This is a genomic window from Pseudomonas sp. efr-133-TYG-23, assembly GCF_030209215.1.
GTDB lineage: Bacteria > Pseudomonadota > Gammaproteobacteria > Pseudomonadales > Pseudomonadaceae > Aquipseudomonas > Aquipseudomonas rhodesiae.
Genome location: NZ_JARVSL010000051.1, coordinates 1 through 21,930, shown reverse-complemented (window position 1 = coordinate 21,930; position 21,930 = coordinate 1). Strand labels below are relative to the sequence as shown.

Annotated in this window: 16 protein-coding genes; 10 read left to right on the top strand and 6 right to left on the bottom strand. The window is 62.0% G+C overall.

All coding sequences use genetic code 11. The annotated features are described in order from the left end of the window. Positions 1-7: 7 nt before the first annotated feature. Together QRN41_RS25550 and QRN41_RS25545 are read right to left on the bottom strand one after the other, a co-directional pair. Entirely contained in the window at positions 8-400 is a 393-nt protein-coding gene (locus tag QRN41_RS25550; protein ID WP_034098804.1) for a MerR family transcriptional regulator, read from the bottom strand. A gap of 135 nt (positions 401-535) precedes the next feature. Beyond that, complete coding sequence (locus tag QRN41_RS25545) at positions 536-1,471, bottom strand: LysR family transcriptional regulator (protein ID WP_034098802.1); 936 nt, start codon at positions 1,469-1,471, stop codon at positions 536-538. A 151-nt stretch (positions 1,472-1,622) separates the two neighbouring features. Here QRN41_RS25545 and QRN41_RS25540 point away from each other — a divergent pair, with 151 nt between their 5' ends. After that, positions 1,623-2,852, top strand: coding sequence for an acyl-CoA dehydrogenase (locus QRN41_RS25540; protein WP_034114234.1), 1,230 nt, complete (start codon positions 1,623-1,625; stop codon positions 2,850-2,852). 118 nt (positions 2,853-2,970) lie between these two features. Here the strand turns inward: QRN41_RS25540 and QRN41_RS25535 are convergent, their stop codons facing one another. Together QRN41_RS25535 and xthA are read right to left on the bottom strand one after the other, a co-directional pair. Continuing rightward, positions 2,971-4,305, bottom strand: a complete 1,335-nt coding sequence (locus QRN41_RS25535) for a substrate-binding domain-containing protein (RefSeq protein WP_167417747.1) — start codon at positions 4,303-4,305, stop codon at positions 2,971-2,973. A 110-nt stretch (positions 4,306-4,415) separates the two neighbouring features. Next, positions 4,416-5,228 carry an exodeoxyribonuclease III gene (gene xthA, locus QRN41_RS25530; protein ID WP_034138620.1) on the bottom strand — a complete coding sequence of 271 codons (813 nt, stop codon included), beginning with the start codon at positions 5,226-5,228 and terminating at the stop codon, positions 4,416-4,418. Positions 5,229-5,398: 170 nt separating this feature from the next. On the opposite strand from xthA, the gene QRN41_RS25525 reads away from it, so the two are divergent. The 7 genes from QRN41_RS25525 (at position 5,399) to QRN41_RS25495 (ending at position 16,961) form a co-directional block, all read left to right on the top strand. Beyond that, complete coding sequence (locus QRN41_RS25525; protein ID WP_034098795.1) at positions 5,399-6,049, top strand: GNAT family N-acetyltransferase; 651 nt, start codon at positions 5,399-5,401, stop codon at positions 6,047-6,049. A 64-nt stretch (positions 6,050-6,113) separates the two neighbouring features. Further along, complete coding sequence (locus tag QRN41_RS25520) at positions 6,114-7,841, top strand: autotransporter assembly complex protein TamA (RefSeq protein WP_285422261.1); 1,728 nt, start codon at positions 6,114-6,116, stop codon at positions 7,839-7,841. Beyond that, a complete protein-coding gene (locus QRN41_RS25515; protein ID WP_285422260.1) occupies positions 7,841-11,512 on the top strand; it encodes a translocation/assembly module TamB domain-containing protein in 3,672 nt (1,223 codons plus the stop codon). The genes QRN41_RS25520 and QRN41_RS25515 overlap by 1 nt, the downstream gene beginning before the upstream one ends. A gap of 780 nt (positions 11,513-12,292) precedes the next feature. Then, positions 12,293-12,766, top strand: a complete 474-nt coding sequence (locus tag QRN41_RS25510) for a MarR family winged helix-turn-helix transcriptional regulator (protein WP_034138617.1) — start codon at positions 12,293-12,295, stop codon at positions 12,764-12,766. Continuing rightward, the gene (locus QRN41_RS25505; RefSeq protein ID WP_034098788.1) at positions 12,763-14,214 is read left to right on the top strand and encodes an efflux transporter outer membrane subunit; all 1,452 of its coding nucleotides are present in this window, start codon (positions 12,763-12,765) and stop codon (positions 14,212-14,214) included. Before QRN41_RS25510 ends, QRN41_RS25505 begins: the two co-directional genes overlap by 4 nt. A 15-nt stretch (positions 14,215-14,229) precedes the next feature. After that, a complete protein-coding gene (locus QRN41_RS25500; RefSeq protein ID WP_285422259.1) occupies positions 14,230-15,432 on the top strand; it encodes an HlyD family secretion protein in 1,203 nt (400 codons plus the stop codon). Further along, entirely contained in the window at positions 15,432-16,961 is a 1,530-nt protein-coding gene (locus QRN41_RS25495) for a DHA2 family efflux MFS transporter permease subunit (RefSeq protein ID WP_034098778.1), read from the top strand. The genes QRN41_RS25500 and QRN41_RS25495 overlap by 1 nt, the downstream gene beginning before the upstream one ends. A gap of 83 nt (positions 16,962-17,044) precedes the next feature. On the opposite strand, the gene lpxH is transcribed toward QRN41_RS25495, so the two are convergent. Together lpxH and QRN41_RS25485 are read right to left on the bottom strand one after the other, a co-directional pair. Next, complete coding sequence (gene lpxH, locus QRN41_RS25490; RefSeq protein ID WP_034138614.1) at positions 17,045-17,794, bottom strand: UDP-2,3-diacylglucosamine diphosphatase; 750 nt, start codon at positions 17,792-17,794, stop codon at positions 17,045-17,047. Beyond that, positions 17,791-18,294, bottom strand: a complete 504-nt coding sequence (locus QRN41_RS25485) for a peptidylprolyl isomerase (RefSeq protein WP_167417751.1) — start codon at positions 18,292-18,294, stop codon at positions 17,791-17,793. Before QRN41_RS25485 ends, lpxH begins: the two co-directional genes overlap by 4 nt. A gap of 249 nt (positions 18,295-18,543) precedes the next feature. Between QRN41_RS25485 and QRN41_RS25480 the strand changes: the two genes are divergently transcribed. Next, positions 18,544-20,244 (top strand): glutamine--tRNA ligase/YqeY domain fusion protein, encoded by a 1,701-nt coding sequence (locus QRN41_RS25480; RefSeq protein WP_285422258.1) that lies wholly within the window; start codon positions 18,544-18,546, stop codon positions 20,242-20,244. 18 nt (positions 20,245-20,262) lie between these two features. Continuing rightward, on the top strand, positions 20,263-21,651 hold the full coding sequence (gene cysS, locus QRN41_RS25475; protein WP_167417752.1) for a cysteine--tRNA ligase: 1,389 nt from the start codon (positions 20,263-20,265) through the stop codon (positions 21,649-21,651). Positions 21,652-21,930: the final 279 nt, after the last annotated feature.

The window sequence follows — 21,930 nt, the reverse complement described above, 5'->3', positions numbered from 1 at the left end:
CTTCTGATCAATCGCCGGCCTGGCGCATGGTTTGGGCCAGGGCCTGGGTGCAACGCTCTTCGGCGGTGTCCAGTTCCAGCTTCATCTGTTCGATATCCAGCAGTTGCTGTTCCAACTGCTCACGGCGCTCGGCGATCTTGGCCAGCATGCTGTTGAGCTGGATGTGGTTGCCGCTGCTGGGGTCATAGAGTTCGATCAATTCGCGGCACTCGGCCAGGGAAAAGCCGATGCGCTTGCCGCGCAGGATCAGCTTGAGGCTGACCTTGTCCCGCGCGCTGTAAATGCGCTCCTGGCCACGCCGCTCAGGGGCCAGCAGGCCCTGTTCTTCATAGAAACGAATGGCGCGGGTGGTGATATCCAGCTCGCGGGCGAGGTCGGAAATACTGTAGGTAGTGCTCATGGCGGCGCTCAAGAAAGTTCTGGCGCTAAGCTAAAGGTAGGTTGACGTGAACGTCAAGGTCCGCTGCGCGGACCATCGGGGGCGAGCCCCCTCCCACAAAGGGCTCCTTGGTAGTCCATTGCACGGGAGGGGCGCTCAAGCTTGTTGTTTGTCGAGCTTCTTTTCGTGGGCGGTGACTTGTTGGCACAGCTCGATCATCTGCTCGCGCATCCAGCGGTTGGCCGGGTCTTGGTCGGTGCTTTCGTGCCAGTACAAGTGGGTTTCCACCGGCGGTACGTCGTTGACCGGCAAGTTGAACCAGTGCAGTTCATGGCGTCGGGCAAAGCGCTCGGGCACGGTCATCACCATGTCGGTCTGCTGCAGCACTTGCGAGGCCATCAGGTAATGCTGGGAGCGCAGGGCGATCTTGCGCTGGATGCCCATTTTGCCCAGCGCCAGGTCGACGTGGCCCAGACCATTGCGACGGCTGGAGATATGGATATGGGTCAGCGACAGGTAGTCGTCCAAGGTGAATTTGTCCTTGCCCGCCATCGGGTGGCCCTTGCGCATGGCGCAGACGTAGCGGTCCTCCATCAGCTTGACGTGACGCACCTGCGGGTCGGTATTGAGCGGCGCGTCCACGGCAAAGTCCAGGCGCCCGGCGGCCAGTTCCTTGGTGGTTTCGCGGCGCTTGGACAGGAAACTCTCGATCACCACCGTGGGCGCCAGGCGGCGCAGGCGCTGGAACAGCGGCGGCAGGATCACCGCCTCGGTAAGGTCGGTCATGCTGATGCGGTAGGTTTTGGCCGCCTGTTGCGGGTTGAAGATGCGGCTTTCCTGCACCGACACCCGCAGCAGCGACAGCGCATTGCGCACCGGGCCGATGATGTTCTGCGCCATCGGCGTGGGCACCATGCCTTGGGCGGTGCGCACGAACAGCGGGTCGTTGAAGGTCTCGCGCAGGCGGGCCAGAGCGTTGGACACCGCCGGTTGGGTGATGCCGACAATCTGCCCGGCGCGGGTCAGGTTGGCTTCGGTGTAGATCGCGTCAAAGACGATGAAGAGGTTGAGGTCGACCTTGCTCAGATTCATTTCGTTGCGCTCTTATTGTTAGGTGTTCATACGCCGATCATATATCGGTGATGAATGTTAATACACGCCGAGAATAGGCTAGGTAAATTATCAACGCTGTTCTAGCATCGATTGCATGACCTAAACAACCTCTCCAAGAAGGGAGCTGCTCATGGATTTCGCCTATTCGCCCAAGGTTCAGGAACTGCGTGAACGCGTCACTGCGTTCATGGACGCTTACGTTTACCCCGCCGAGCCGGTGTTTGAACGCCAGGTCAGCGAAGGCGACCGTTGGCAGCCCACTGCGATCATGGAAGAACTCAAAGCCAAAGCTAAAGCCGAGGGCCTGTGGAATTTGTTCTTGCCCGAGTCCGAACTGGGCGCTGGCCTGACCAACCTCGAATACGCGCCCCTGGCGGAAATCATGGGCCGTTCGCTGCTGGGGCCGGAGCCGTTCAACTGCTCGGCGCCGGATACCGGCAATATGGAAGTGCTGGTGCGCTACGCCAATGCCGAACAGAAACAGCGCTGGCTCGAACCACTGCTGCGCGGCGAGATCCGCTCGGCATTCGCCATGACCGAACCGGACGTGGCTTCCTCGGACGCCACCAACATGGCCGCCCGCGCCGAACGCCAGGGCGACGAGTGGGTGATCAACGGCAAGAAATGGTGGACTTCCGGCGCCTGCGATCCACGCTGCAAGATCCTGATCTTTATGGGCCTGAGCAACCCCGATGCGCCGCGTCACCAGCAGCATTCGATGATCCTAGTGCCGGTGGACACCCCCGGGGTGAAAATCCTGCGGCCGCTGCCGGTGTTCGGTTACGACGACGCGCCCCACGGCCATGCCGAAGTGCTGTTCGACAACGTGCGCGTACCTTACGAAAACGTGTTGTTGGGTGAAGGGCGTGGCTTCGAGATAGCCCAGGGGCGCCTTGGCCCGGGCCGTATCCACCACTGCATGCGCTCGATCGGCATGGCCGAGCGCGCGCTGGAATTGATGTGCAAGCGCTCGGTCAGCCGTACCGCATTCGGCAAACCGTTGGCGCGGTTGGGCGGCAATATCGACAAGATCGCCGACTCACGCATGGAAATCGACATGGCGCGCCTGCTGACCCTGAAGGCGGCGTACATGATGGACACCGTGGGTAACAAAGTGGCGAAAAGCGAAATCGCCCAGATCAAAGTGGTGGCGCCGAACGTCGCCCTGAAGGTGATCGACCGCGCGATCCAGATCCACGGCGGTGCCGGGGTGTCCAACGACTTCCCCTTGGCCTACATGTACGCCATGCAGCGCACCCTGCGCCTGGCCGACGGCCCGGACGAAGTGCACCGCGCGGCGATCGGCAAGTTCGAGATCGGCAAGTACGTGCCTCGGGAGTTGATGCGCGGCGGGCAGTAAGAACGCGGCGCCTGCATCGGGGGCAAGCCCCCTCCCACCTGTGATCGTGTGCTTCCAGTCAGTGTGGGAGGGGGCTTGCCCCCGATAAGGCCAGTGCCAGCAACCCAACACCCAAGCCTCAATACACCCACACCTCCACCCGCCGATTCTTGATCCGCCCCTCATCCGCCGTATTCGCCGCTACCGGCATCTGCGCCCCGAACCCACGGATATCGCGCAGCACCACGCCGCTGCGAACCAGCTCGCGCCGCACCGCCATGGCACGCAGCTTGGACAGTAATGCTGCGCGTTGCGGGTCATTCTTGGCGTCGCCAAAGCCCACTAGCGTGACCTGCTTATTGAGCTTGCCGTGACTTTTCAGGTACGCCACCACCCGTTGCAGGTCCTGGCGTGCCTTGCTGTCGAGGCTGGCGCTGCCTTCTTCGAAGCGAAAATTCACGCTCAAGCGCTGGGCGTCGCGGGCTATTGCCTGGTAGTCGTCGGGCATCGTGGGGCGCGGTGTCACGGCCATGGCTTGCACCTGCTGCGCGATAAAGCCGTTGGCCGCCACAATCGCCTGGCCCTTGGGGCTCTGGGTAAAGTCCACCAGCGCATCGGCCCAGGGGTTGCGGTTCGACGGTGGCAAGTAAAAGTACAAACGGCGTGACAGCGGGTAATCCTCGGTGGCGATCAGGCTGTTCAACGGCAGCATCGGTTGCGAATCCCCGTCGACAACCGCCACCGCCTTGGCCTGGCGCACGTAGGGCAGGCCGATAAAGCCGATGCCTTGGGGATCGCCGCTGACCGCGTCGGACAACTGCTCGCTGGATTCGAAACGCTGGGCGCTCGCCACCAACGGCTTACCGCGCAGGCGCAGCACCAGCTCTTTGAAGGTGTCGTAGGTGCCCGACTGATCATCCCGCGCATACACATGGATCGGCCCGCCGACCCCGCCCAACGCCTCCCAGGTGCTGATCTCGCCGTTGAAGATCTGCGCCAGTTGCACGGTGTTCAACGTCGTTAGCGGGTTGCGTGGGTTAAGGATGATGGCCAGGCCATCGATGGCGATCACCTGTTCGGCGTCTGGGCTTTTCAGGTCGCCCAGGGGTTCGAGGTCCACCAGTTCGCTGTCCTTGATGGGTCGGGACGAGGCGGCCAAGTCCGCGCTGGTTTTTTTAAGCGCTGCAAAACCGGTGCTGGAACCATGGGCCGCCACCTCGACGGTCACCGTCTTGCCTTGGCGCGTTTTGCCGACGATCCGCTGTTCATTGGCTCCGTCGGCCGGCTCGCTGTGTACGTCTTGCAAACCCTGCTGCGCCATCAACCCCTTGACCAGTGCCGGGCCCAATGCCGCGCCAATGGTGTTGGAGCCTTGGATGCGCAACGCCGGACCATGATCGGGGGCGGGCAGGGGGACGGCCACGGCGGCGAGGGGCAATAGGCAACACAACAGGAACAGAACGCGCAGCGTCATGCCGGCACCTTCTCAAGCCAAAGGGAGTGCCGCGAGATTAAGTCAGTCAGGTTGCATAAATATGACTGACTGGCGGCCACGCCCACATCTGATCGAGCCCCGACAACCCGTCAGCTCAATTCAAGCCAGATCGGCGCATGGTCCGAGGGTTTTTCCAAACCACGCAATTCGTAATCCACCCCCGCATCCTTGACCCGATGCAGCAAGCCCGTGGAGGCCATGATCACGTCGATGCGCAGGCCGCGCTTGGGCTCATCTTCAAAGCCGCGGCTGCGGTAGTCGAACCAGCTGAAACGGTCGGTCACGTCCGGATTCAGGTGCCGGAAACTGTCCACCAGGCCCCAGTTTTTCAGGCGCGCCATCCACTCGCGCTCCTCGGGCAGAAAGCTGCATTTGCCGGTCTTGAGCCAACGTTTGGCGTTGTCGGCGCCGATACCGATGTCGCAGTCTTCCGGGGAAATATTCACGTCGCCCATCACCACCAGTGCCTGGTCATTGCTGAACTGGCTTTCCAGCAATTGCTGCAGGTCTTCGTAGAAGCGCTGCTTGGCCGGAAATTTGGTGGGGTGGTCGCGGCTTTCGCCTTGGGGGAAGTAGCCATTCATGATGGTGACCGGCTGGCCGTTCTCGTCGGCAAAGGTGCCCCAGATAAAGCGGCGCTGGGCGTCTTCTTCATCGCTGGCAAAGCCTTTATGCACGCTCAACGCTGGCTGACGCGAGAGCAGGGCCACGCCGTAGTGGCCTTTCTGACCGTGGTAATACACGTGATACCCAAGGGCTTGCACTTCAGCGAGGGGGAACTGGTCGTCGTGGACCTTGGTTTCCTGCAGGCCGATCACATCCGGTTGATGCTTTTCAATCAGCGCCGCCAACTGATGAGGGCGGGCGCGCAGCCCGTTGATATTGAAGGAGACGATTTTCATGGTCGGCAGTCCGGTCTTGGCAAAAAGGGCGATGCTAGCCGACAAGTCAGACGGGGGCCAGCGTGGCGGTAGGGCAGATGCGCTGCTAATGTCTGGGAACGACTGGTGCTGCGTAGGTTCGTACCCATAAGAACGCCATCCTTTGAGTGGCGCCCACTGAGATTGACTGTATGCCTGAGACTTCGACTGCCATCGCCGACATCCGTGTGCTCAACAGCGGCTATTCCCGCGAAGCCCGTTCCCTGTTGTACCAGGCTTACCGCCACGAACCGACATTCGCCTACATCTTTGAGGCCGAGCGTCCTGGCTATGAACAGCGGGTGCGCGCCACCGTGCGTGAGCTGGTCAAGCAGCACTTCTTCCAGAAGCTGCCGGCCATTGGCCTGTTTGTGAATGACCGTCTGATCGGCATCGCGCTGATCGCGCCCCCGCAACGGCGCCTGGGAATCACCGAGAGCTGGGCCTGGCAATTGCGCATGTGGCTGAGCACCGGGGTGCGCGGCACGCGGCGTTATCTGGATTATCACCATGCCGTGCTGGCGTGCTTGCCCAGCGAGTCGGTGCATATGCTGCCGCTGCTGGGGATTCATCCGCAGTTCCAGGGCAAGCATTACGGTGAGCAGTTGTTGCAGGCGGTGCATAACTGGTGCGCCGAAGACCCGCATTCGTCCGGCGTGGTGCTCGACACGGGCAATTCGCGTTACCTGGAGTTTTATAAACGCCAGGGTTATGAGGAAATCGGTGAAGTGGCAGTGGGGCCGGTGTTGGAGCATGTTTTTTTTCACCCCAACCCTCAGGTATTGCAGGCCGCCACGGCGTGATGCAGATTTTTTCAGAACTTTCCGAGTTCTACGTTTCTCGCCCGCTCGTGTAGCATCCGCGCCTATGAAGTTTCCAGGAAGATTCACCAGCAGCTTGATTCTGCTGTTTACAAGCTGCGGCGCGCTGGCACAAAGCGAATTGGACGTGCGCATCAAACCCGCCAACGACGCGTTGAAAGCCAATATCGAAGGCTATATCGGCGGCGTTGGCGATCGTGATGAAGAGGCCCTGCTGCGGTTCAGCCGTGGCGCCGAGGAGCAGGCGCGCAAAGCCGCCCAGGCGCTGGGCTTTTATCAACCGCGCATCGACAGCGACGTGCAGGGAGGCAAGAACCCGCGCCTGATCCTCAACATCGACCCTGGCGAACCGGTGCACTTGCGTGATGTAACCATTCGGGTCGACGGCCCGGCGGCGAACCTCAAAGCGTTTCGCATACCCGCCAGCGACGACCTTAAATCCGGCGCCATTCTCAACCACGGTCATTACGAAGACGCCAAGCGTCTGATCCAGAACCAGGCCTCGCGCTACGGCTTTTTCAGCGGGCGCTTTACCCGGCAGACCCTCGCGGTGGACCCCCAGGCCGGCGTCGCCGATATCGAACTGGTGTATGACAGCGGCCCGCGCTACACCCTCGGCAAGGTCAGTTTTGCCGGCGATACGCCGTTCGACGAAGACCTGCTGCACCGCATGGTGCCGTTCAAAAGCGGCGACCCCTACGACTCCGAGCTTATTGCCGAACTCAACCAGAACTTGCAGGCCAGCGGGTTTTTCGAAGGCGTGCGCGTGGACGCCGCGCCCGCCGCCGCCGCCAATGATGTGATCCCGGTGGCCGTGCAGTTGGACACACGCAAGCCGCGCACCATGGGCCTGGGCCTGGGTTACTCCACCGACGTCGGCCCGCGCGGCAAAGCCAACTGGACGCGACATTGGGTCAACCCTCAGGGCCATAGCTATGGCTGGGAAGCCGAGCTGTCGGCGCCGCGGCAGAACGTCGGCCTGTGGTACGACATTCCCCTCGACCCGCCGCTCACCGACAAACTGCGCTTTGCCGGCGGCTACCAGAACGAAGAAATCGCCAACACCGACACCCTGAGTAAATTGCTCACCCTTGGCCCGGAATGGCACAGCAAGCTGCCCAGCGGCTGGACGCGGGTGATCTCGCTCAAATGGCAGCGCGAAGAGTACCGCCTGGGTGACGATTCGGGTCTGAGCAACCTGTTGATGCCGGGCGTCAGTTATTCCTACCTGCGCAGTGACAATCGCATCGACCCGCACCATGGCTATCGCCTGCAATTGGACACCAAGGTGGCCAAGGAAGGGTTGGGTTCAGACACCAATTTGCTGTACGGCACGGCGATGGTCAAAGGCCTGACCACCCTGTGGGACAACCATCGCTTCCTCGCCCGTGCCCAAGTGGGCGGCAGTGCCACCAATGGCTATAAATCAGTGCCGCCGTCGCTGCGTTTTTTTGCCGGTGGCGACCAAAGCGTGCGCGGCTACGAGTACCAGACGTTGTCCCCCGAAAACGACCGCGGCGATCGCATCGGTGGGCGCTACATGGTGGCGCTGAGTGCCGAGTATCAATATTCCATCGCCGAAAAATGGCGGATCGCGACCTTTATCGACCAGGGCAACTCCTTCAACAATCTGGAGCTGCCCAGCCTGAAGACCGGCGTCGGCGTCGGCATCCGCTGGGTCTCGCCGGTCGGGCCGATTCGTCTGGACCTGGCCCATGCCCTGGAAGATCCGGGCGGCGTTCGTTTGCACTTTTCCATGGGGCCTGAGTTGTGATGCGTGGGGTGAAAATAGCCGGGCTGGCCGTGGTGGCCGTCCTCGCCATAGGGGTGCTGACGGGTTGGGCGATACTCGGCACCCAGGCCGGCAGCCGTTGGGCGCTGGCGCGTGTGCCGGGGTTGAGCGTGGAGAATTTCCAGGGCCGTTTGGGCGGCCAATGGCGCGCCGACCATCTGCTCTGGGAGCAGGGCAGCAGCCGCGTCGAACTCCAGGCGCCGACGTTTGCCTGGTCGCCGGCTTGCTTGCTGCGCATGACCTTGTGCATCGACCGACTGGAGGTGGAACAGGTCAGCCTGCAATTTCCCCCCAGTGGCGACGAGAGCAGCGGGCCGGTCCAACTGCCGGACTTGAAACTACCGGTAGCCCTGCAATTGGGCGAGGTTCGCGTCGGTCGCCTGTTGTTCAACGGCAGCGAGGAACTCAAGGGCCTGCAACTGGCGGCGCACTGGACGGCGGCGGGCATGCAGATCGACGCCGTGCACCTGCAGCGCGACGATCTGGTACTGGACCTGAGCGGCCTGTTGCAGCCCAGCGGTGATTGGCCGTTGACCGCCAGCGGCAACCTGAGCCTGCCTTACGCACCCGGCGGTGCGCCGTGGACAGTGGCGCTGAAGGTCGACGGCGACCTGCTCAAAACCCTCAAACTCGACGCCGACAGCAGCGGCTACCTGCCGGCCAAGCTCAGCGGCGAACTGCAACCCCTGGCGGAAAACCTGCCCGCCCAATTACACATCACCGCCGATGGCTTCAAGCCCAGCGCTGATTTGCCCGACACCCTGCAGCTCAATCAACTGGACCTTACTGCCAAGGGCGACCTGAGCCGTGGCTACCAACTGCAAGGCAAGGCCGTGTTGCCGGCGGAAAAAGGCCCGGTCGATCTGTTGCTGCAAGGCAAAGTAGACGCCAAAGGCGCGCAGATCGCCGGCCTGGACGTAAATGCCGGCGACAAACAAAGCCTGAAACTCAGCGCCAACCTGGACTGGCAGCAAGGCTTCAGCGCCGATGCCAAAATCGCCTGGCTGGATTTCCCGTGGCATCGCCTGTACCCGCTGATCGACGAGCCCCAGGTGACGTTACGTACCTTCAATGGCGAGGTTGCTTATAAAGATGGTAATTACCTCGGCAACCTCACGGCCGACCTCGATGGCCCGGCCGGCCCATTTTCGGTGGTCACGCCGTTCAGCGGCGACCTTACGCAGGTGTTCCTGCCGGAGCTGAAACTGAGCGCCGGCCAGGGCAAGGCCGAAGGTCACTTGAACCTGCAATTCGCCGATGGCATCGCCTGGGACACTGCGCTGGACCTGTCGGCGCTGAACCCTGCGTACTGGGTGGCGGAGTTGCCCGGCACCCTGGCCGGCCCGCTACGCAGCAAGGGCGAATTCAAGAACGAGCAGCTCAAACTCAACGCCGACCTCGACCTCAAAGGCCGCCTGCGCGGGCAAACCGCCGTGCTGGCGGCCAAGGCCGATGGCGCCGGCGAGCAGTGGACCCTGGCCAATCTCGACTTGCGCCTGGGCGACAACCGCATCCAGGGCAGCGGCAGCCTGCAGCAGCGTCTGGCCGGGCAGATCGATATCAAGCTCGCACGCCTGGCCCAGTTGTGGCCGCAGTTGCGCGGTCAGATCAACGGCCGGCTCGACGTGGCCGGTACGCTCAAGGCACCCCAGGGCAAGCTCGGCCTCAAGGGCCAGCAACTGGCGTTCGCCGACAACCGCCTGCAAACCCTCAGCCTCGATGCCAGGTTGGATAGCGCCCAGCGCGCGAAAATCGACCTCAAGGGCAGCGGCATCCAGAGCGGTGACACCCAGGTCGGCACGCTTACCGCCAGCGCCCAGGGCGACATCCGCCAGCAAAAGGTCCAGCTCGACCTGGCCGGGCCCCTGGTCAAATTGGCTCTGGCCCTGGACGGCACTCTCGACAAGGGCAACTGGCGCGGGCGTCTGGCCAGCGGCGATGTGCAGGCCGGTGGCCAGGACTGGCGGCTGCAGTCCCCGGCCAAAATCGAACGCCTGGCCGATGGCCGACTGACATTTGCGGCGCACTGCTGGGTCTCCGGCGCCTCGAGCCTGTGTGGCGAAGACCAGCGTCTGATGCCCGAGCCGAAGTTGCGCTACCACCTCAAGCAGTTCCCCATCGACAGCCTGGCGGCGTTTTTGCCCAAGGATTTCGCCTGGCAGGGCCGACTCAACGCCGACCTGCAACTGGACCTGCCCGCCAGTGGCCCCAAAGGGGTGGTGTCGGTGGATGCCAGCGGTGGCACCTTGCGCGTCAAGGACAAGGCCCAGTGGTTGGACTTTCCCTACGACACCCTCAAGCTGGAAACCACCCTCAACCCCCGGCGCATCGACACGCAGCTGAACTTCCATGGCGGTAAACTCGGTGAGTTGCTGTTGCAGGCGCAGATCAATCCATTGCCGAAAAACAAGCCGATCACCGGCCAGTTCAGCCTCATGGGGCTGGATCTGGCCGTGGCGCGGCCATTCGTGCCAATGGTGGAAAAACTCAGCGGCAAGCTCAACGGCAACGGCCGCATCAGCGGTGGCCTGCTGGCACCGCAGGTCAACGGCAGCGTCAACCTGGTGGGCGGCGAAGTGTCCGGGCCCGAACTGCCCATCAGCCTCGAAGGGCTGAATGTGCAGGCGCTGATCGCCGGTGAAAGTGTGCAGTTGAATGGCGGCTGGCGCAGCGGTAAAGCCGGGCAGGGCAGCCTTAAGGGGCAGATCGACTGGGGCCAGGCCCTGGCGGTGGACCTGCACCTGCAAGGCGCGCAACTGCCGGTCACCGTCGAACCCTATGCCGAGCTGGAAGTGGCGCCCGACTTGACGATCAGCCTCAAGAACGACCGGCTGGCCATCGCCGGCAAGGTGCAGATTCCGCGCGGCGATATCACCGTGCGTGAACTGCCGCCGTCGACGGTCAAAGTGTCGGATGACACTGTGATCATTGGCAGCCAGACCGAGGAGGGCAAGCCGCCGTTGGCCATGGCCATGGATATCGACGTGGTGGTGGGTGAAGACCGGCTGAATTTCTCCGGCTTTGGCCTTACCGCCAAGGTGCAGGGCCAGGTACATATCGGCGATAACCTGGACACTCGGGGCGAGCTATGGCTCAACGACGGCCGCTACCGCGCCTATGGGCAGAAGCTCGACGTGCGGCGTGCACGCCTACTGTTCGCCGGGCCGCTGGACCAGCCGTACCTGGACATCGAGGCGATCCGCAAGACCGACGACGTGACCGCCGGTATTCGCCTGAGCGGTAGCGCCGAGCAACCTACGACGCAGATTTTCTCGGAACCGGCCATGAGCCAGGAACAGGCGCTGTCCTATCTGGTGCTGGGGCGTCCGCTGAGCACCACCGGCGAAGACAACAATATGCTCGCCCAAGCCGCCCTGGGCCTGGGCCTGATGGGTAGCGCCGGGGTGACCTCGGACATCGCCAACAAGCTCGGCATCCGCGACTTCGACCTCGACACCCAAGGCAGCGGCAACAACACCGCCGTGGTCGCCAGCGGCAAAATCACCGAGAAACTCAGCCTGCGCTATGGGGTTGGGGTATTCGAACCGGCCAACACCATCGCCTTGCGCTACCTGCTGAGCAAAAAGGTCTACCTGGAAGTGGCCAGCGGCGTGGCCAGTTCCTTGGATATCTTCTACAAGCGCGATTTCTAAACCCAACGGGGATAGAAATGTAGGAGCGAGCTTGCTGTGGTGAGCGATTTTTCTGTAGTGAGCGGGCTTGCTGTGGTGAGCGGGCTTGCCCCGCGCTGGGCTGCGAAGCAGACCCAAACCCAAGCACCTCGGTGTATCAGCTAAACCACATCGCCTGGAATGGGGCCGCTTCGCGGCCCAGCGCAGGGCAAGCCTGCTCAAAACAGCGCTATATCTCAGCCTTTATGATTTGCTTAGATATCTACACATCTGCGGTGAAAACAAAACCCAAGAAAATGAGGTTTCTGTGGTGAGCGGGCTTGCCCCGCGCTGGGCTGCGAAGCAGACCCAAACCCAAGCACCTCGGTGTATCAGCTAAACCACATCGCCTGGAATGGGGCCGCTTCGCGGCCCAGCGCAGGGCAAGCCTGCTCACAACAGCGCTATATCTCAGCCTTTATGATTTGCTTAGATATCTACACATCTGCGGTGAAAACAAAACCCAAGAAAATGAGGTTTCTGTGGTGAGCGGGCTTGCCCCGCGCTGGGCTGCGAAGCAGACCCAAACCCAGGCGCCTCGGTGTATCAGCTAAAACCACATCGCGTGGAATGGGGCCGCTTCGCAGCCCAGCGCGGGGCAAGCCCGCTCACCACGGCAAGCCCGCTCACACATTAAGTCTGTCTTTCACCCACCCATCGGCAAACTACCAAGCAACCTAACTATTCCATTTGACTTTCGCTGCCTAGGCAGTAATATCTCGTCACACATTCACTGCCTAGGCAGTAATAAGGTGACTTTCTATGCCGCACTTCACCCCTGACAACTTCCACAACTGCCACCTTGGCCTGTTGCTGGGCCGCGCCGCGATTCTCAAGGACCGCATCATCGACACCCATATGGAACCCCACGGCATCACCGCCGCGCAGTTCAAGGTGTTGATCATCATGGCCCAGTTCGGTGTCGACACCCCCGCGGAGCTATGCCGCAACCTGTCCCTGGATAGCGGCTCGATGACGCGCATGCTCGATCGCCTGGAGCAGAAAGGCTTGCTGTGCCGGCAGCGCTCCGAACAGGACCGGCGCCAGGTGCAACTGGTCCTCACCGCCGACGGCCAGCGCTTGGCGGACATGCTGCCGCACATCGGCGCCGCTGCGCTGAATCAGCTGGCCGGTGTGCTCGAACCGGGCGAGCTGGAAACCCTGGAAAGCATCCTCAAGAAAATTCTGATAGCCGCAGGTGACCCCATCACCCTGCAGCGGGTAGGTAAAGCATGAACACACGCGCCCTATGCCTGGTGCTCATGGCCATGAGCATGGCCGGCTGCGCCAACTACAGCGGCCTCGACACCCAGGGCCAGCGCCTCGATGCCAATACGTTGCAAACCGGCAAGTCCTTGAGTGGGGTGACCCTCTCCAGCGCTGCCTGGCCGAGCGCCGATTGGTGGAAAAGCCTCGGCGACCCGCAGCTCGACGGCCTGATCAACGAAGCCCTGCAAAACAGCCCAGATATGCAAGTAGCCAGCGCCCGTGCGCATCAGGCTCAAGCGGCTGCCTACGCCGCCGACGCCGCGCGCATGCCGACCCTGGATGCCAGCGCCGGTGTGAGCCGTTCGCGCCTGGCCAAAGACCAGGACCCGCGCGGGGAGGGCGATGCCTACTCGACGGTGCGCAACATCGGCGCCAGCTTCAATTACACCTTTGACCTCTGGGGTGGCCAGCGCGCCGCCTGGGAGGCCGCGTTGGGCCAGGCGCGTGCCGCCCAAGTCGATCAACAGGCCGCGCGCCTGACCCTGGCCGCCGATGTGGCCAAGGCCTACAGCGATCTGGGCCAGGCCCATATCGTGCGTGACCTCGCCGAAGAAGACCTCAAGCGCACCCGGCAGATGCTCGAACTGAGCCAGCGTCGCCTGGATTCGGGCATCGACAGCCACTACCAGTACCAGCAAACCGAAAGCCTGGCGGCGAGTTCCGAGTCGCAGTTGATCGATGCGCAAAAACAACTGCAGAGCGCCAAGATCGCCCTGGCGGTGTTGCTCGGTAAAGGCCCGGACCGTGGCGGCGAACTGGCACGCCCGGCCGTGCTCAAGCCCGCCGCTGTGGCGGTGCCTGCGGTGCTGCCCGCCGAGCTGCTGGGCCGGCGCCCCGATCTGATCGCCGCGCGCTGGCGCGTGGAGGCGGCGGGTCGCAATATCGATGCGAGCAAAACCCGCTTCTACCCCAACCTTAATCTCAGCGCCAGCGCCGGCGCCGAGTCGTTGCTGGGCGATGCCATGTTCGGTTCGGCCAGCCGCTTCTTCAATATTGCGCCGACGGTCTCGTTGCCGATCTTCGACGGCGGCCGCCTGCGTGCCGACCTTGACGCCCGCGACGCTGACTACGACCTGGCCGTGGCGCAATACAACAAAACCCTGGTGCAAGCCCTGGGCGATATCGGCAACACCTTGTCGCAACTGCGCGACACCGGTCGGCAGATCCAGGCCCAGCAACACGCTACGGACATTGCCCAGCAGTCCTACGACACGGTGGTCCAGCGCTACGGCTCCGGCATCGGCAGCTACCTGGACGTGCTCAGCATCGAGCAGCAACTGCTGCAGGCCCAGCGTCAGCTGGCGACCCTCAATGCCGGGCAAATCACCCTGTCGATCCAATTGATGCAGGCCCTGGGCGGCGGTTACAGCGCCAGTAATGTCGCGTCGACCACCCCTGCCACCCGCACGGAATAATTCGAGGTATTTGTTATGGCCACTGCCGAACACTCCAACGCCACACCGCAACCGAACACCAACAACAACCCGCGCAAGCGCAAAGTCATGCTGATCGGCCTCGCCTTGATCGTCATCCTGGGCGTGGTCGGCGTGTGGGGTTGGTACGAACTGTACGGGCGCTTCAATGAAAGCACCGACGATGCCTATGTGAATGGCAACGTGGTGGAAATCACTCCGCTGGTCACCGGCACCGTGGTCAGCATCGGCGCCGATGATGGCGACCTGGTGCATGCCGGCCAGGTGCTGGTCAATTTCGACCCGAACGACGCCGCTGTCGGCCTGCAAAGTGCCCAGGCCAATTTGGCGCGCACCGTGCGCCAGGTACGTGGCTTGTACAGCAACGTTGACGGCATGAAAGCCCAGGTCAATGCGCAGAAAGCCGACGTGCAGACTGCTCAGGACAACTACAACCGCCGTAAGACCCTGGCCCAGGGCGGGGCGATTTCCCAGGAAGAACTGTCCCACGCCCGTGACAGCCTGACCGCAGCCAAGAACGCCCTGACCAACCTTGAACAGCAACTCAAAACCACCAACGCCCTGGTGGACGACACGGTGATCAGCTCGCACCCCGACGTGCAGGCCGCCGCCGCGCAACTGCGCCAGGCTTACCTGACCAACGCGCGCAGCACCTTGATCGCGCCGGTCACCGGCTACGTGGCCAAGCGCAGCGTGCAATTGGGCCAGCGCGTGCAACCAGGCACGGCGTTGATGGCGGTGATCCCACTGGACCAGCTGTGGATCGACGCCAACTTCAAGGAAACCCAACTGCGCGATATGCGCATCGGCCAGCCGGTGGACATTGAGTCGGACATCTACGGCAGCGACGTTAAATACAGCGGCACCGTCGACAGCCTCGGCGCCGGAACCGGCAGCGCATTCGCCTTGCTGCCGGCGCAGAACGCTACCGGTAACTGGATCAAAATCGTGCAGCGTGTGCCGGTGCGCATCCACATCAACGCCGAAGAACTGGCCAAGCACCCGCTGCGCGTGGGCTTGAGCACGGTGGTCAGCGTCGACCTGCATGACCAGAGCGGCCCGGTGCTGGCGCAACAACCGCCGCAGAAGGCGTCGTTCACCACCACGGTGTATGACCAGCAACTGGCCGAGGCCGATGCCATGATCACGCAACTGATCCATGCCAACAGCGTCGCCGCTCCCAAGGCTGCGCAACGCTGATGAGCAAGGAAGCCTCGTTCACGCCGCCCAGCCTGTTGATGGCCACTATTGGCCTGTCGCTGGCGACCTTTATGCAGGTGCTCGACACCACCATCGCCAACGTGGCGTTGCCGACTATCTCCGGCAACCTGGGCGTGAGTTCGGAGCAGGGCACCTGGGTGATCACCTCGTTTGCGGTGAGCAACGCGATTGCCTTGCCGCTCACCGGTTGGTTAAGCCGGCGCTTTGGCGAGGTGAAGCTGTTCCTGTGGGCGACCATGTTGTTTGTATTGGCGTCGTTCCTCTGCGGGATTTCCACCTCGATGCCCGAATTGATCGGGTTTCGGGTACTGCAAGGCCTGGTGGCCGGGCCGTTGTACCCGATGACCCAGACGCTGCTGATCGCGGTGTACCCGCCGGCCAAGCGCGGCATGGCCTTGGCGCTGCTGGCGATGGTCACGGTGGTGGCGCCGATTGCCGGGCCGATCCTCGGCGGTTGGATCACTGACAGTTACAGCTGGCCGTGGATCTTCTTTATCAACGTACCCATCGGCATCTTTGCGGTGATGGTGGTGCGCTCGCAGTTGAAGAAACGCCCGGTGCACACCAGTTACCAACCCATGGATTACGTCGGGTTGCTCAGCTTGATCGTCGGGGTCGGCGCGTTGCAGATCATCCTCGACAAGGGCAATGACCTGGATTGGTTCGAATCTAATTTCATCATTATCGGTGCGGCGATCTCGGCGATTGCCCTGGCGGTGTTTGTGATCTGGGAAATGACCGACGAGCATCCGGTGGTCAACCTGCGGCTGTTCGCTTACCGTAACTTCCGCATTGGCACCATCGTGTTGATCCTCGGCTATGCCGGTTTCTTCGGCATCAACCTGATCCTGCCGCAGTGGTTGCAGACCCAGATGGGCTACACCGCCACCTGGGCCGGGCTGGCGGTGGCGCCGATCGGTATTCTGCCGGTGCTGATGTCGCCGTTCGTGGGCAAGTACGCGCACAAGTTCGACTTGCGTCTGCTGGCGGGCCTGGCGTTCCTGGCGATTGGCCTGAGCTGCTTTATGCGCGCGGGCTTCACCAATGAAGTGGACTTTACCCATATCGCCCTGGTGCAACTGTTTATGGGGATCGGCGTGGCATTGTTCTTCATGCCGACCCTGAGCATCCTGATGTCCGACCTGCCTCCGCAGCAGATCGCCGACGGTGCCGGGCTCGCCACGTTCCTGCGTACCCTGGGCGGTAGCTTTGCGGCGTCGCTGACCACTTGGATCTGGATCCGCCGCGCCGACCAGCACCATGCGTACATGAGCGAAAGCATGACGCCCTATGACTCGGCCACCCGCGATGCCCTGCAGGCGCTGGGCGGAGCGGGGCAGAAGGCTTATACGCAGTTGGATCACATCCTCACCAGCCAGGCGTACATGATGTCCACCGTGGATTACTTCACGTTGCTGGGCTGGATGTTCATGGCGTTGATGTTGCTGGTGTGGCTGGCCAAGCCGCCGTTTGGTGCCAAGGCAGGGCCGGAAGCGTCCGGCCACTGATTGGCAAAGACTCAAATGCAATCAATTGTGGGAGGGGGCTTGCCCCCCCTCCACATTTTGATCTCTATCAGTGAGTTTGAGGATCAGGCGCCAGGCAATGCGAGTTGCGGGTTGACGAAGTCAAACGCCGCCAACTGAAAGCCTTGCTCATCCACCTGCAACGCCCAACCCTGCTTGTCCCAATCCCCGAGCACAATGCGCCGGGCAGCCTGGTCGCCGATCTGCAGCTTGTGGATCGCCGGGCGGTGGGTATGGCCGTGCACGAGTGTGCGCACGCCGAAGTGCTGCATGACCCGCGGCACTTCCTCGGGGGTGACATCCACAATGTCATTGGCCTTCATGCGCGTTTGCGCCCGGCTCTCGCTGCGCAGCTTACGCGCCAGCTTGTGGCGGCTGCCCAAGGGCAGATGGCGCAGGATAAACAGCACAATGGGGTTGCGCAGGATGCGCCGCAACTTCATATAGCCAAGGTCGCGGGTGCACAGGCTGTCGCCGTGCATCAGCAGCACGGGCTCACCGTGCAGTTGCACCACGCTCGGGTCTTTAAGCAGGGTGGCGCCGGCGGCTTTGCAGAACGCCTTGCCAAGCAGGAAATCGCGGTTGCCGTGCATGATGAAAATCGCGGTGCCGCTGTCGCTCAGTTCACGCAGGTGCGCGCAAATCGAGCGTTGGAATTCGGTCATCCCATCGTCGCCAATCCAGGCTTCGAAGAAGTCCCCCAGAATGTACAACGCCTGGGCACCACGGGCGCGGCCGTGGAGCAGATCCAGAAACGCCCGGGTGATGTCCGGGCGCTCCTCTTCCAGATGCAAATCTGAAATCAGCAATATCACCCAACGATCTCGGCTTTCTCGATGATCACGTCGTCTGCAGGCACGTCCTGATGGCCGGCCTTGGAGGTGGTGGACACGCCTTTGATCTTGTCGACTACATCGGTGCCTTCGGTGACTTTACCGAACACCGCATAACCCCAGCCCTGCACGTTCTTGCCGCTGTGGTTGAGGAAGGTGTTGTCGGCCACGTTGATGAAGAACTGCGCGGAGGCCGAATGCGGCTCCATGGTACGGGCCATGGCGACGGTGTACTTGTCGTTGGAGAGGCCGTTGTCCGCTTCGTTCTGGATGCTTGGGCGCTTGTCTTTCTTTTCTTTCATGCCTGGCTCGAAACCGCCGCCCTGGATCATGAAGTTGCCGATGACACGGTGGAAAACGGTGTTTTCGTAGTGGCCGGCTTTAACGTATTCGATGAAGTTGGCGACGGTGATCGGCGCTTTCTCGGCGTTCAGCTCGATGACGATGTCACCGTGGTTGGTGGTCAATTTGACTTGAGTCATGTGCACTACTCTTTTCAGGGAATTCGTGGGTTTGGGCGCGCAGAGCGCCTGACCTGTCTGGCTAAACGGCGGCCAAGGCGCGCAGTTTAGCGTGCCCGGCGGGAATTTCGAGGTGGTTTTTTACCGCCCGTGCATTAAATGCAGCAGTTTTGGGCCACGCTCTGTCAGCGGCTTGACCGCTTCGGCTATGATAAGCCCTTTGTTTTATCTGGCCGCAAACGGCCACGAACCTGTCTGTTCAAGGATCCTATGAGCAAGCCCACTGTCGACCCTACCTCGAATTCCAAGGCCGGACCTGCCGTCCCGGTCAATTTCCTGCGCCCGATCATCCAGGCGGACCTGGATTCGGGCAAGCACACGCAGATCGTCACCCGTTTCCCGCCTGAGCCCAACGGCTACCTGCACATCGGTCACGCCAAGTCGATCTGTGTGAACTTCGGCCTGGCCCAGGAATTCGGCGGCGTCACGCACCTGCGTTTCGACGACACCAACCCGGCCAAGGAAGACCAGGAATACATCGACGCCATCGAAAGCGACGTGAAGTGGCTGGGTTTCGAATGGTCCGGTGAAGTGCGCTATGCCTCGCAGTACTTCGACCAGTTGCACGACTGGGCCGTGGAGTTGATCAAGGCCGGCAAGGCCTACGTCGACGATCTGAGCCCGGAGCAAGCCAAGGAATACCGTGGCACGCTGACCGAACCGGGCAAGAACAGCCCGTTCCGCGACCGTTCGGTGCAAGAGAACCTGGACTGGTTCGCCCGCATGCGCGCCGGTGAGTTCCCGGACGGTGCCCGCGTACTGCGCGCCAAGATCGACATGGCCTCGCCGAACATGAACCTGCGCGACCCGATCATGTACCGCATCCGTCACGCCCATCACCACCAGACCGGCGACAAGTGGTGCATCTACCCCAACTACGACTTCACCCACGGCCAGTCGGACGCCATCGAAGGCATCACTCATTCGATCTGCACCCTTGAGTTCGAGAGCCATCGTCCGCTGTATGAGTGGTTCCTGGACAACCTGCCGGTGCCGGCCCATCCGCGCCAGTACGAGTTCAGCCGCCTGAACCTGAACTACACCATCACCAGCAAGCGCAAGCTCAAGCAGTTGGTGGACGAACAGCACGTCAACGGCTGGGACGATCCGCGTATGTCCACGCTGTCGGGCTTCCGCCGTCGTGGCTACACGCCGGCTTCGATCCGTAACTTCTGCGAAATGGTCGGCACCAACCGCTCCGACGGCGTGGTGGACTACGGCATGCTCGAATTCAGCATCCGCCAGGACCTCGACGCCAACGCGCCGCGCGCCATGTGCGTACTGCGTCCGTTGAAAGTGGTGATTACCAACTACCCGGAAGACAAGGTCGACCACCTCGAACTGCCGCGTCATCCGCAGAACGAAGCCCTCGGCGTGCGCAAGCTGTCGTTCGCCCGTGAAATCTACATCGACCGTGACGACTTCATGGAAGAGCCGCCAAAAGGCTACAAGCGCCTGGAGCCGAACGGCGAAGTGCGCCTGCGCGGCAGCTACGTGATCCGTGCCGACGAAGCGATCAAGGACGCCGACGGCAACATCGTCGAACTGCGTTGCTCGTACGACCCGGACACCCTGGGCAAGAACCCTGAAGGCCGCAAGGTCAAGGGCGTGATCCACTGGGTGCCGGCCGCCGCCAGCGTCGAGTGCGAAGTGCGTCTGTACGATCGTCTGTTCCGCTCGCCGAATCCCGAGAAGGCCGAAGACAGCGCCAGTTTCCTCGACAACATCAACCCTGACTCCCTGCAAGTACTCACTGGTTGTCGTGCCGAGCCATCGCTTGGTGACGCACAGCCGGAAGACCGTTTCCAGTTCGAGCGCGAAGGCTACTTCTGCGCGGATATCAAGGACTCGAAACCTGGTGCTCCGGTATTCAACCGTACCGTGACCCTGCGCGATTCGTGGGGCCAGTGATTCTCTAAGGAAGCCGTTGTGCTAACGATCTACAACACACTCAGCAAGACCAAAGAAGTCTTCAAGCCGCTCGATGGCAACAAGGTGCGCATGTACGTGTGCGGCATGACCGTGTACGACTACTGCCACATCGGCCACGGCCGCAGCATGGTGGCCTTCGACCTGGTCACCCGCTGGCTGCGTTTCAGCGGCTATGACCTGACCTACGTGCGTAACATCACCGACATCGACGACAAGATCATCAATCGCGCCAACGAAAACGGCGAGTCGTTCGACGCGTTGACCGAGCGCATGATCGCCGCGATGCACGAAGACGAGGCGCGCCTCAACATCCTCAAACCGGACATGGAACCGCGCGCCACCGACCACATCGCCGGCATGCACGCAATGATCCAGGCCCTGATCGACAAGGGTTACGCCTACGCGCCGGGCAATGGCGACGTGTACTACCGCGTGGCCAAGTTCATGGGCTACGGCAAGCTGTCGCGCAAGAAAATCGAAGACCTGCGCATCGGCGCGCGCATCGAAGTCGACGAGGCCAAGCAAGACCCGCTGGACTTCGTGCTGTGGAAAGCCACCAAGCCCGGCGAGCCGAGCTGGGAGTCGCCGTGGGGCGCAGGCCGCCCGGGCTGGCACATCGAATGCTCGGTGATGTCGACCTGCTGCCTGGGCGAGACCTTCGACATTCACGGCGGCGGTAGCGACCTGGAGTTCCCGCACCACGAAAACGAAATCGCCCAGAGCGAAGCCGCCACCGGCAAGACCTACGCCAACGCCTGGATGCACTGCGGCATGATCCGCATCAATGGCGAGAAGATGTCCAAGTCCTTGAACAACTTCTTCACCATCCGCGACGTGCTGGAAAAGTACCACCCGGAAGTGGTGCGTTACCTGCTGGTGTCCAGCCACTACCGCAGCGCCATCAACTACTCGGAAGACAACCTCAAGGACGCCAAGGGCGCTCTGGAGCGTTTCTACCACGCGTTGAAAGGCTTGCCCGCCGTTGCACCTGCCGGTGGCGAAGCCTTCGTGGCACGCTTTACCGAAGTCATGAACGACGACTTCGGCACGCCGGAAGCCTGCGCGGTGCTGTTCGAAATGGTGCGCGAGATCAACCGCCTGCGCGAGAGCGACCTCGACGCGGCGGCAGGCCTGGCGGCACGCTTGAAAGAACTGGCGAGCGTGTTGGGCGTGCTGCAGATGGAAGCCGACGACTTCCTGCAAGCCGGCGCCGAAGGGCGTGTGGATGCGTCTGAAGTCGATGCGCTGATCCAGGCGCGTCTGGCTGCGCGGGCCAACAAGGACTGGGCGGAATCCGACCGTATCCGTGACCAACTGACCGCGATGGGTGTGGTGTTGGAAGACGGCAAAGGCGGCACGACCTGGCGGTTGGCTGATCAAGCTTGACCGTTGATTGCTGAATAAAAAACGCCCCGACTGGTTCGGGGCTTTTTTTGCATACCGTTTTAGTGAGCGGCTCATCCGATCCCGTGTGGGAGGGGCGGCGCGACGATTCGACTTGCCCCCGATAGCGGTGGCTCAGCCAACATACCTGCCAACAATGCCGCCGCCTTCGAAGCCTCGCTAAAGCTCGACATCTCCCACAGGGAATTGGCGGTATCCTTGAGATCTACAGCCGGGCTGCTTTCTACCTGTCGACAACGATCAAGTGTGGGAGTGGGCTTG

Excerpts from the sequence above, each read along its gene's own strand:
- QRN41_RS25550 (WP_034098804.1), bottom strand. The coding sequence starts at position 400 with ATGAGCACTACCTACAGTATTTCCGACCTCGCCCGCGAGCTGGATATC.
- QRN41_RS25545 (WP_034098802.1), bottom strand. The coding sequence starts at position 1,471 with ATGAATCTGAGCAAGGTCGACCTCAACCTCTTCATCGTCTTTGACGCG.
- QRN41_RS25540 (WP_034114234.1), top strand. The coding sequence starts at position 1,623 with ATGGATTTCGCCTATTCGCCCAAGGTTCAGGAACTGCGTGAACGCGTC.
- QRN41_RS25535 (WP_167417747.1), bottom strand. The coding sequence starts at position 4,305 with ATGACGCTGCGCGTTCTGTTCCTGTTGTGTTGCCTATTGCCCCTCGCC.
- xthA (WP_034138620.1), bottom strand. The coding sequence starts at position 5,228 with ATGAAAATCGTCTCCTTCAATATCAACGGGCTGCGCGCCCGCCCTCAT.
- QRN41_RS25525 (WP_034098795.1), top strand. The coding sequence starts at position 5,399 with ATGCCTGAGACTTCGACTGCCATCGCCGACATCCGTGTGCTCAACAGC.
- QRN41_RS25520 (WP_285422261.1), top strand. The coding sequence starts at position 6,114 with ATGAAGTTTCCAGGAAGATTCACCAGCAGCTTGATTCTGCTGTTTACA.
- QRN41_RS25515 (WP_285422260.1), top strand. The coding sequence starts at position 7,841 with ATGCGTGGGGTGAAAATAGCCGGGCTGGCCGTGGTGGCCGTCCTCGCC.
- QRN41_RS25510 (WP_034138617.1), top strand. The coding sequence starts at position 12,293 with ATGCCGCACTTCACCCCTGACAACTTCCACAACTGCCACCTTGGCCTG.
- QRN41_RS25505 (WP_034098788.1), top strand. The coding sequence starts at position 12,763 with ATGAACACACGCGCCCTATGCCTGGTGCTCATGGCCATGAGCATGGCC.
- QRN41_RS25500 (WP_285422259.1), top strand. The coding sequence starts at position 14,230 with ATGGCCACTGCCGAACACTCCAACGCCACACCGCAACCGAACACCAAC.
- QRN41_RS25495 (WP_034098778.1), top strand. The coding sequence starts at position 15,432 with ATGAGCAAGGAAGCCTCGTTCACGCCGCCCAGCCTGTTGATGGCCACT.
- QRN41_RS25485 (WP_167417751.1), bottom strand. The coding sequence starts at position 18,294 with ATGACTCAAGTCAAATTGACCACCAACCACGGTGACATCGTCATCGAG.
- QRN41_RS25480 (WP_285422258.1), top strand. The coding sequence starts at position 18,544 with ATGAGCAAGCCCACTGTCGACCCTACCTCGAATTCCAAGGCCGGACCT.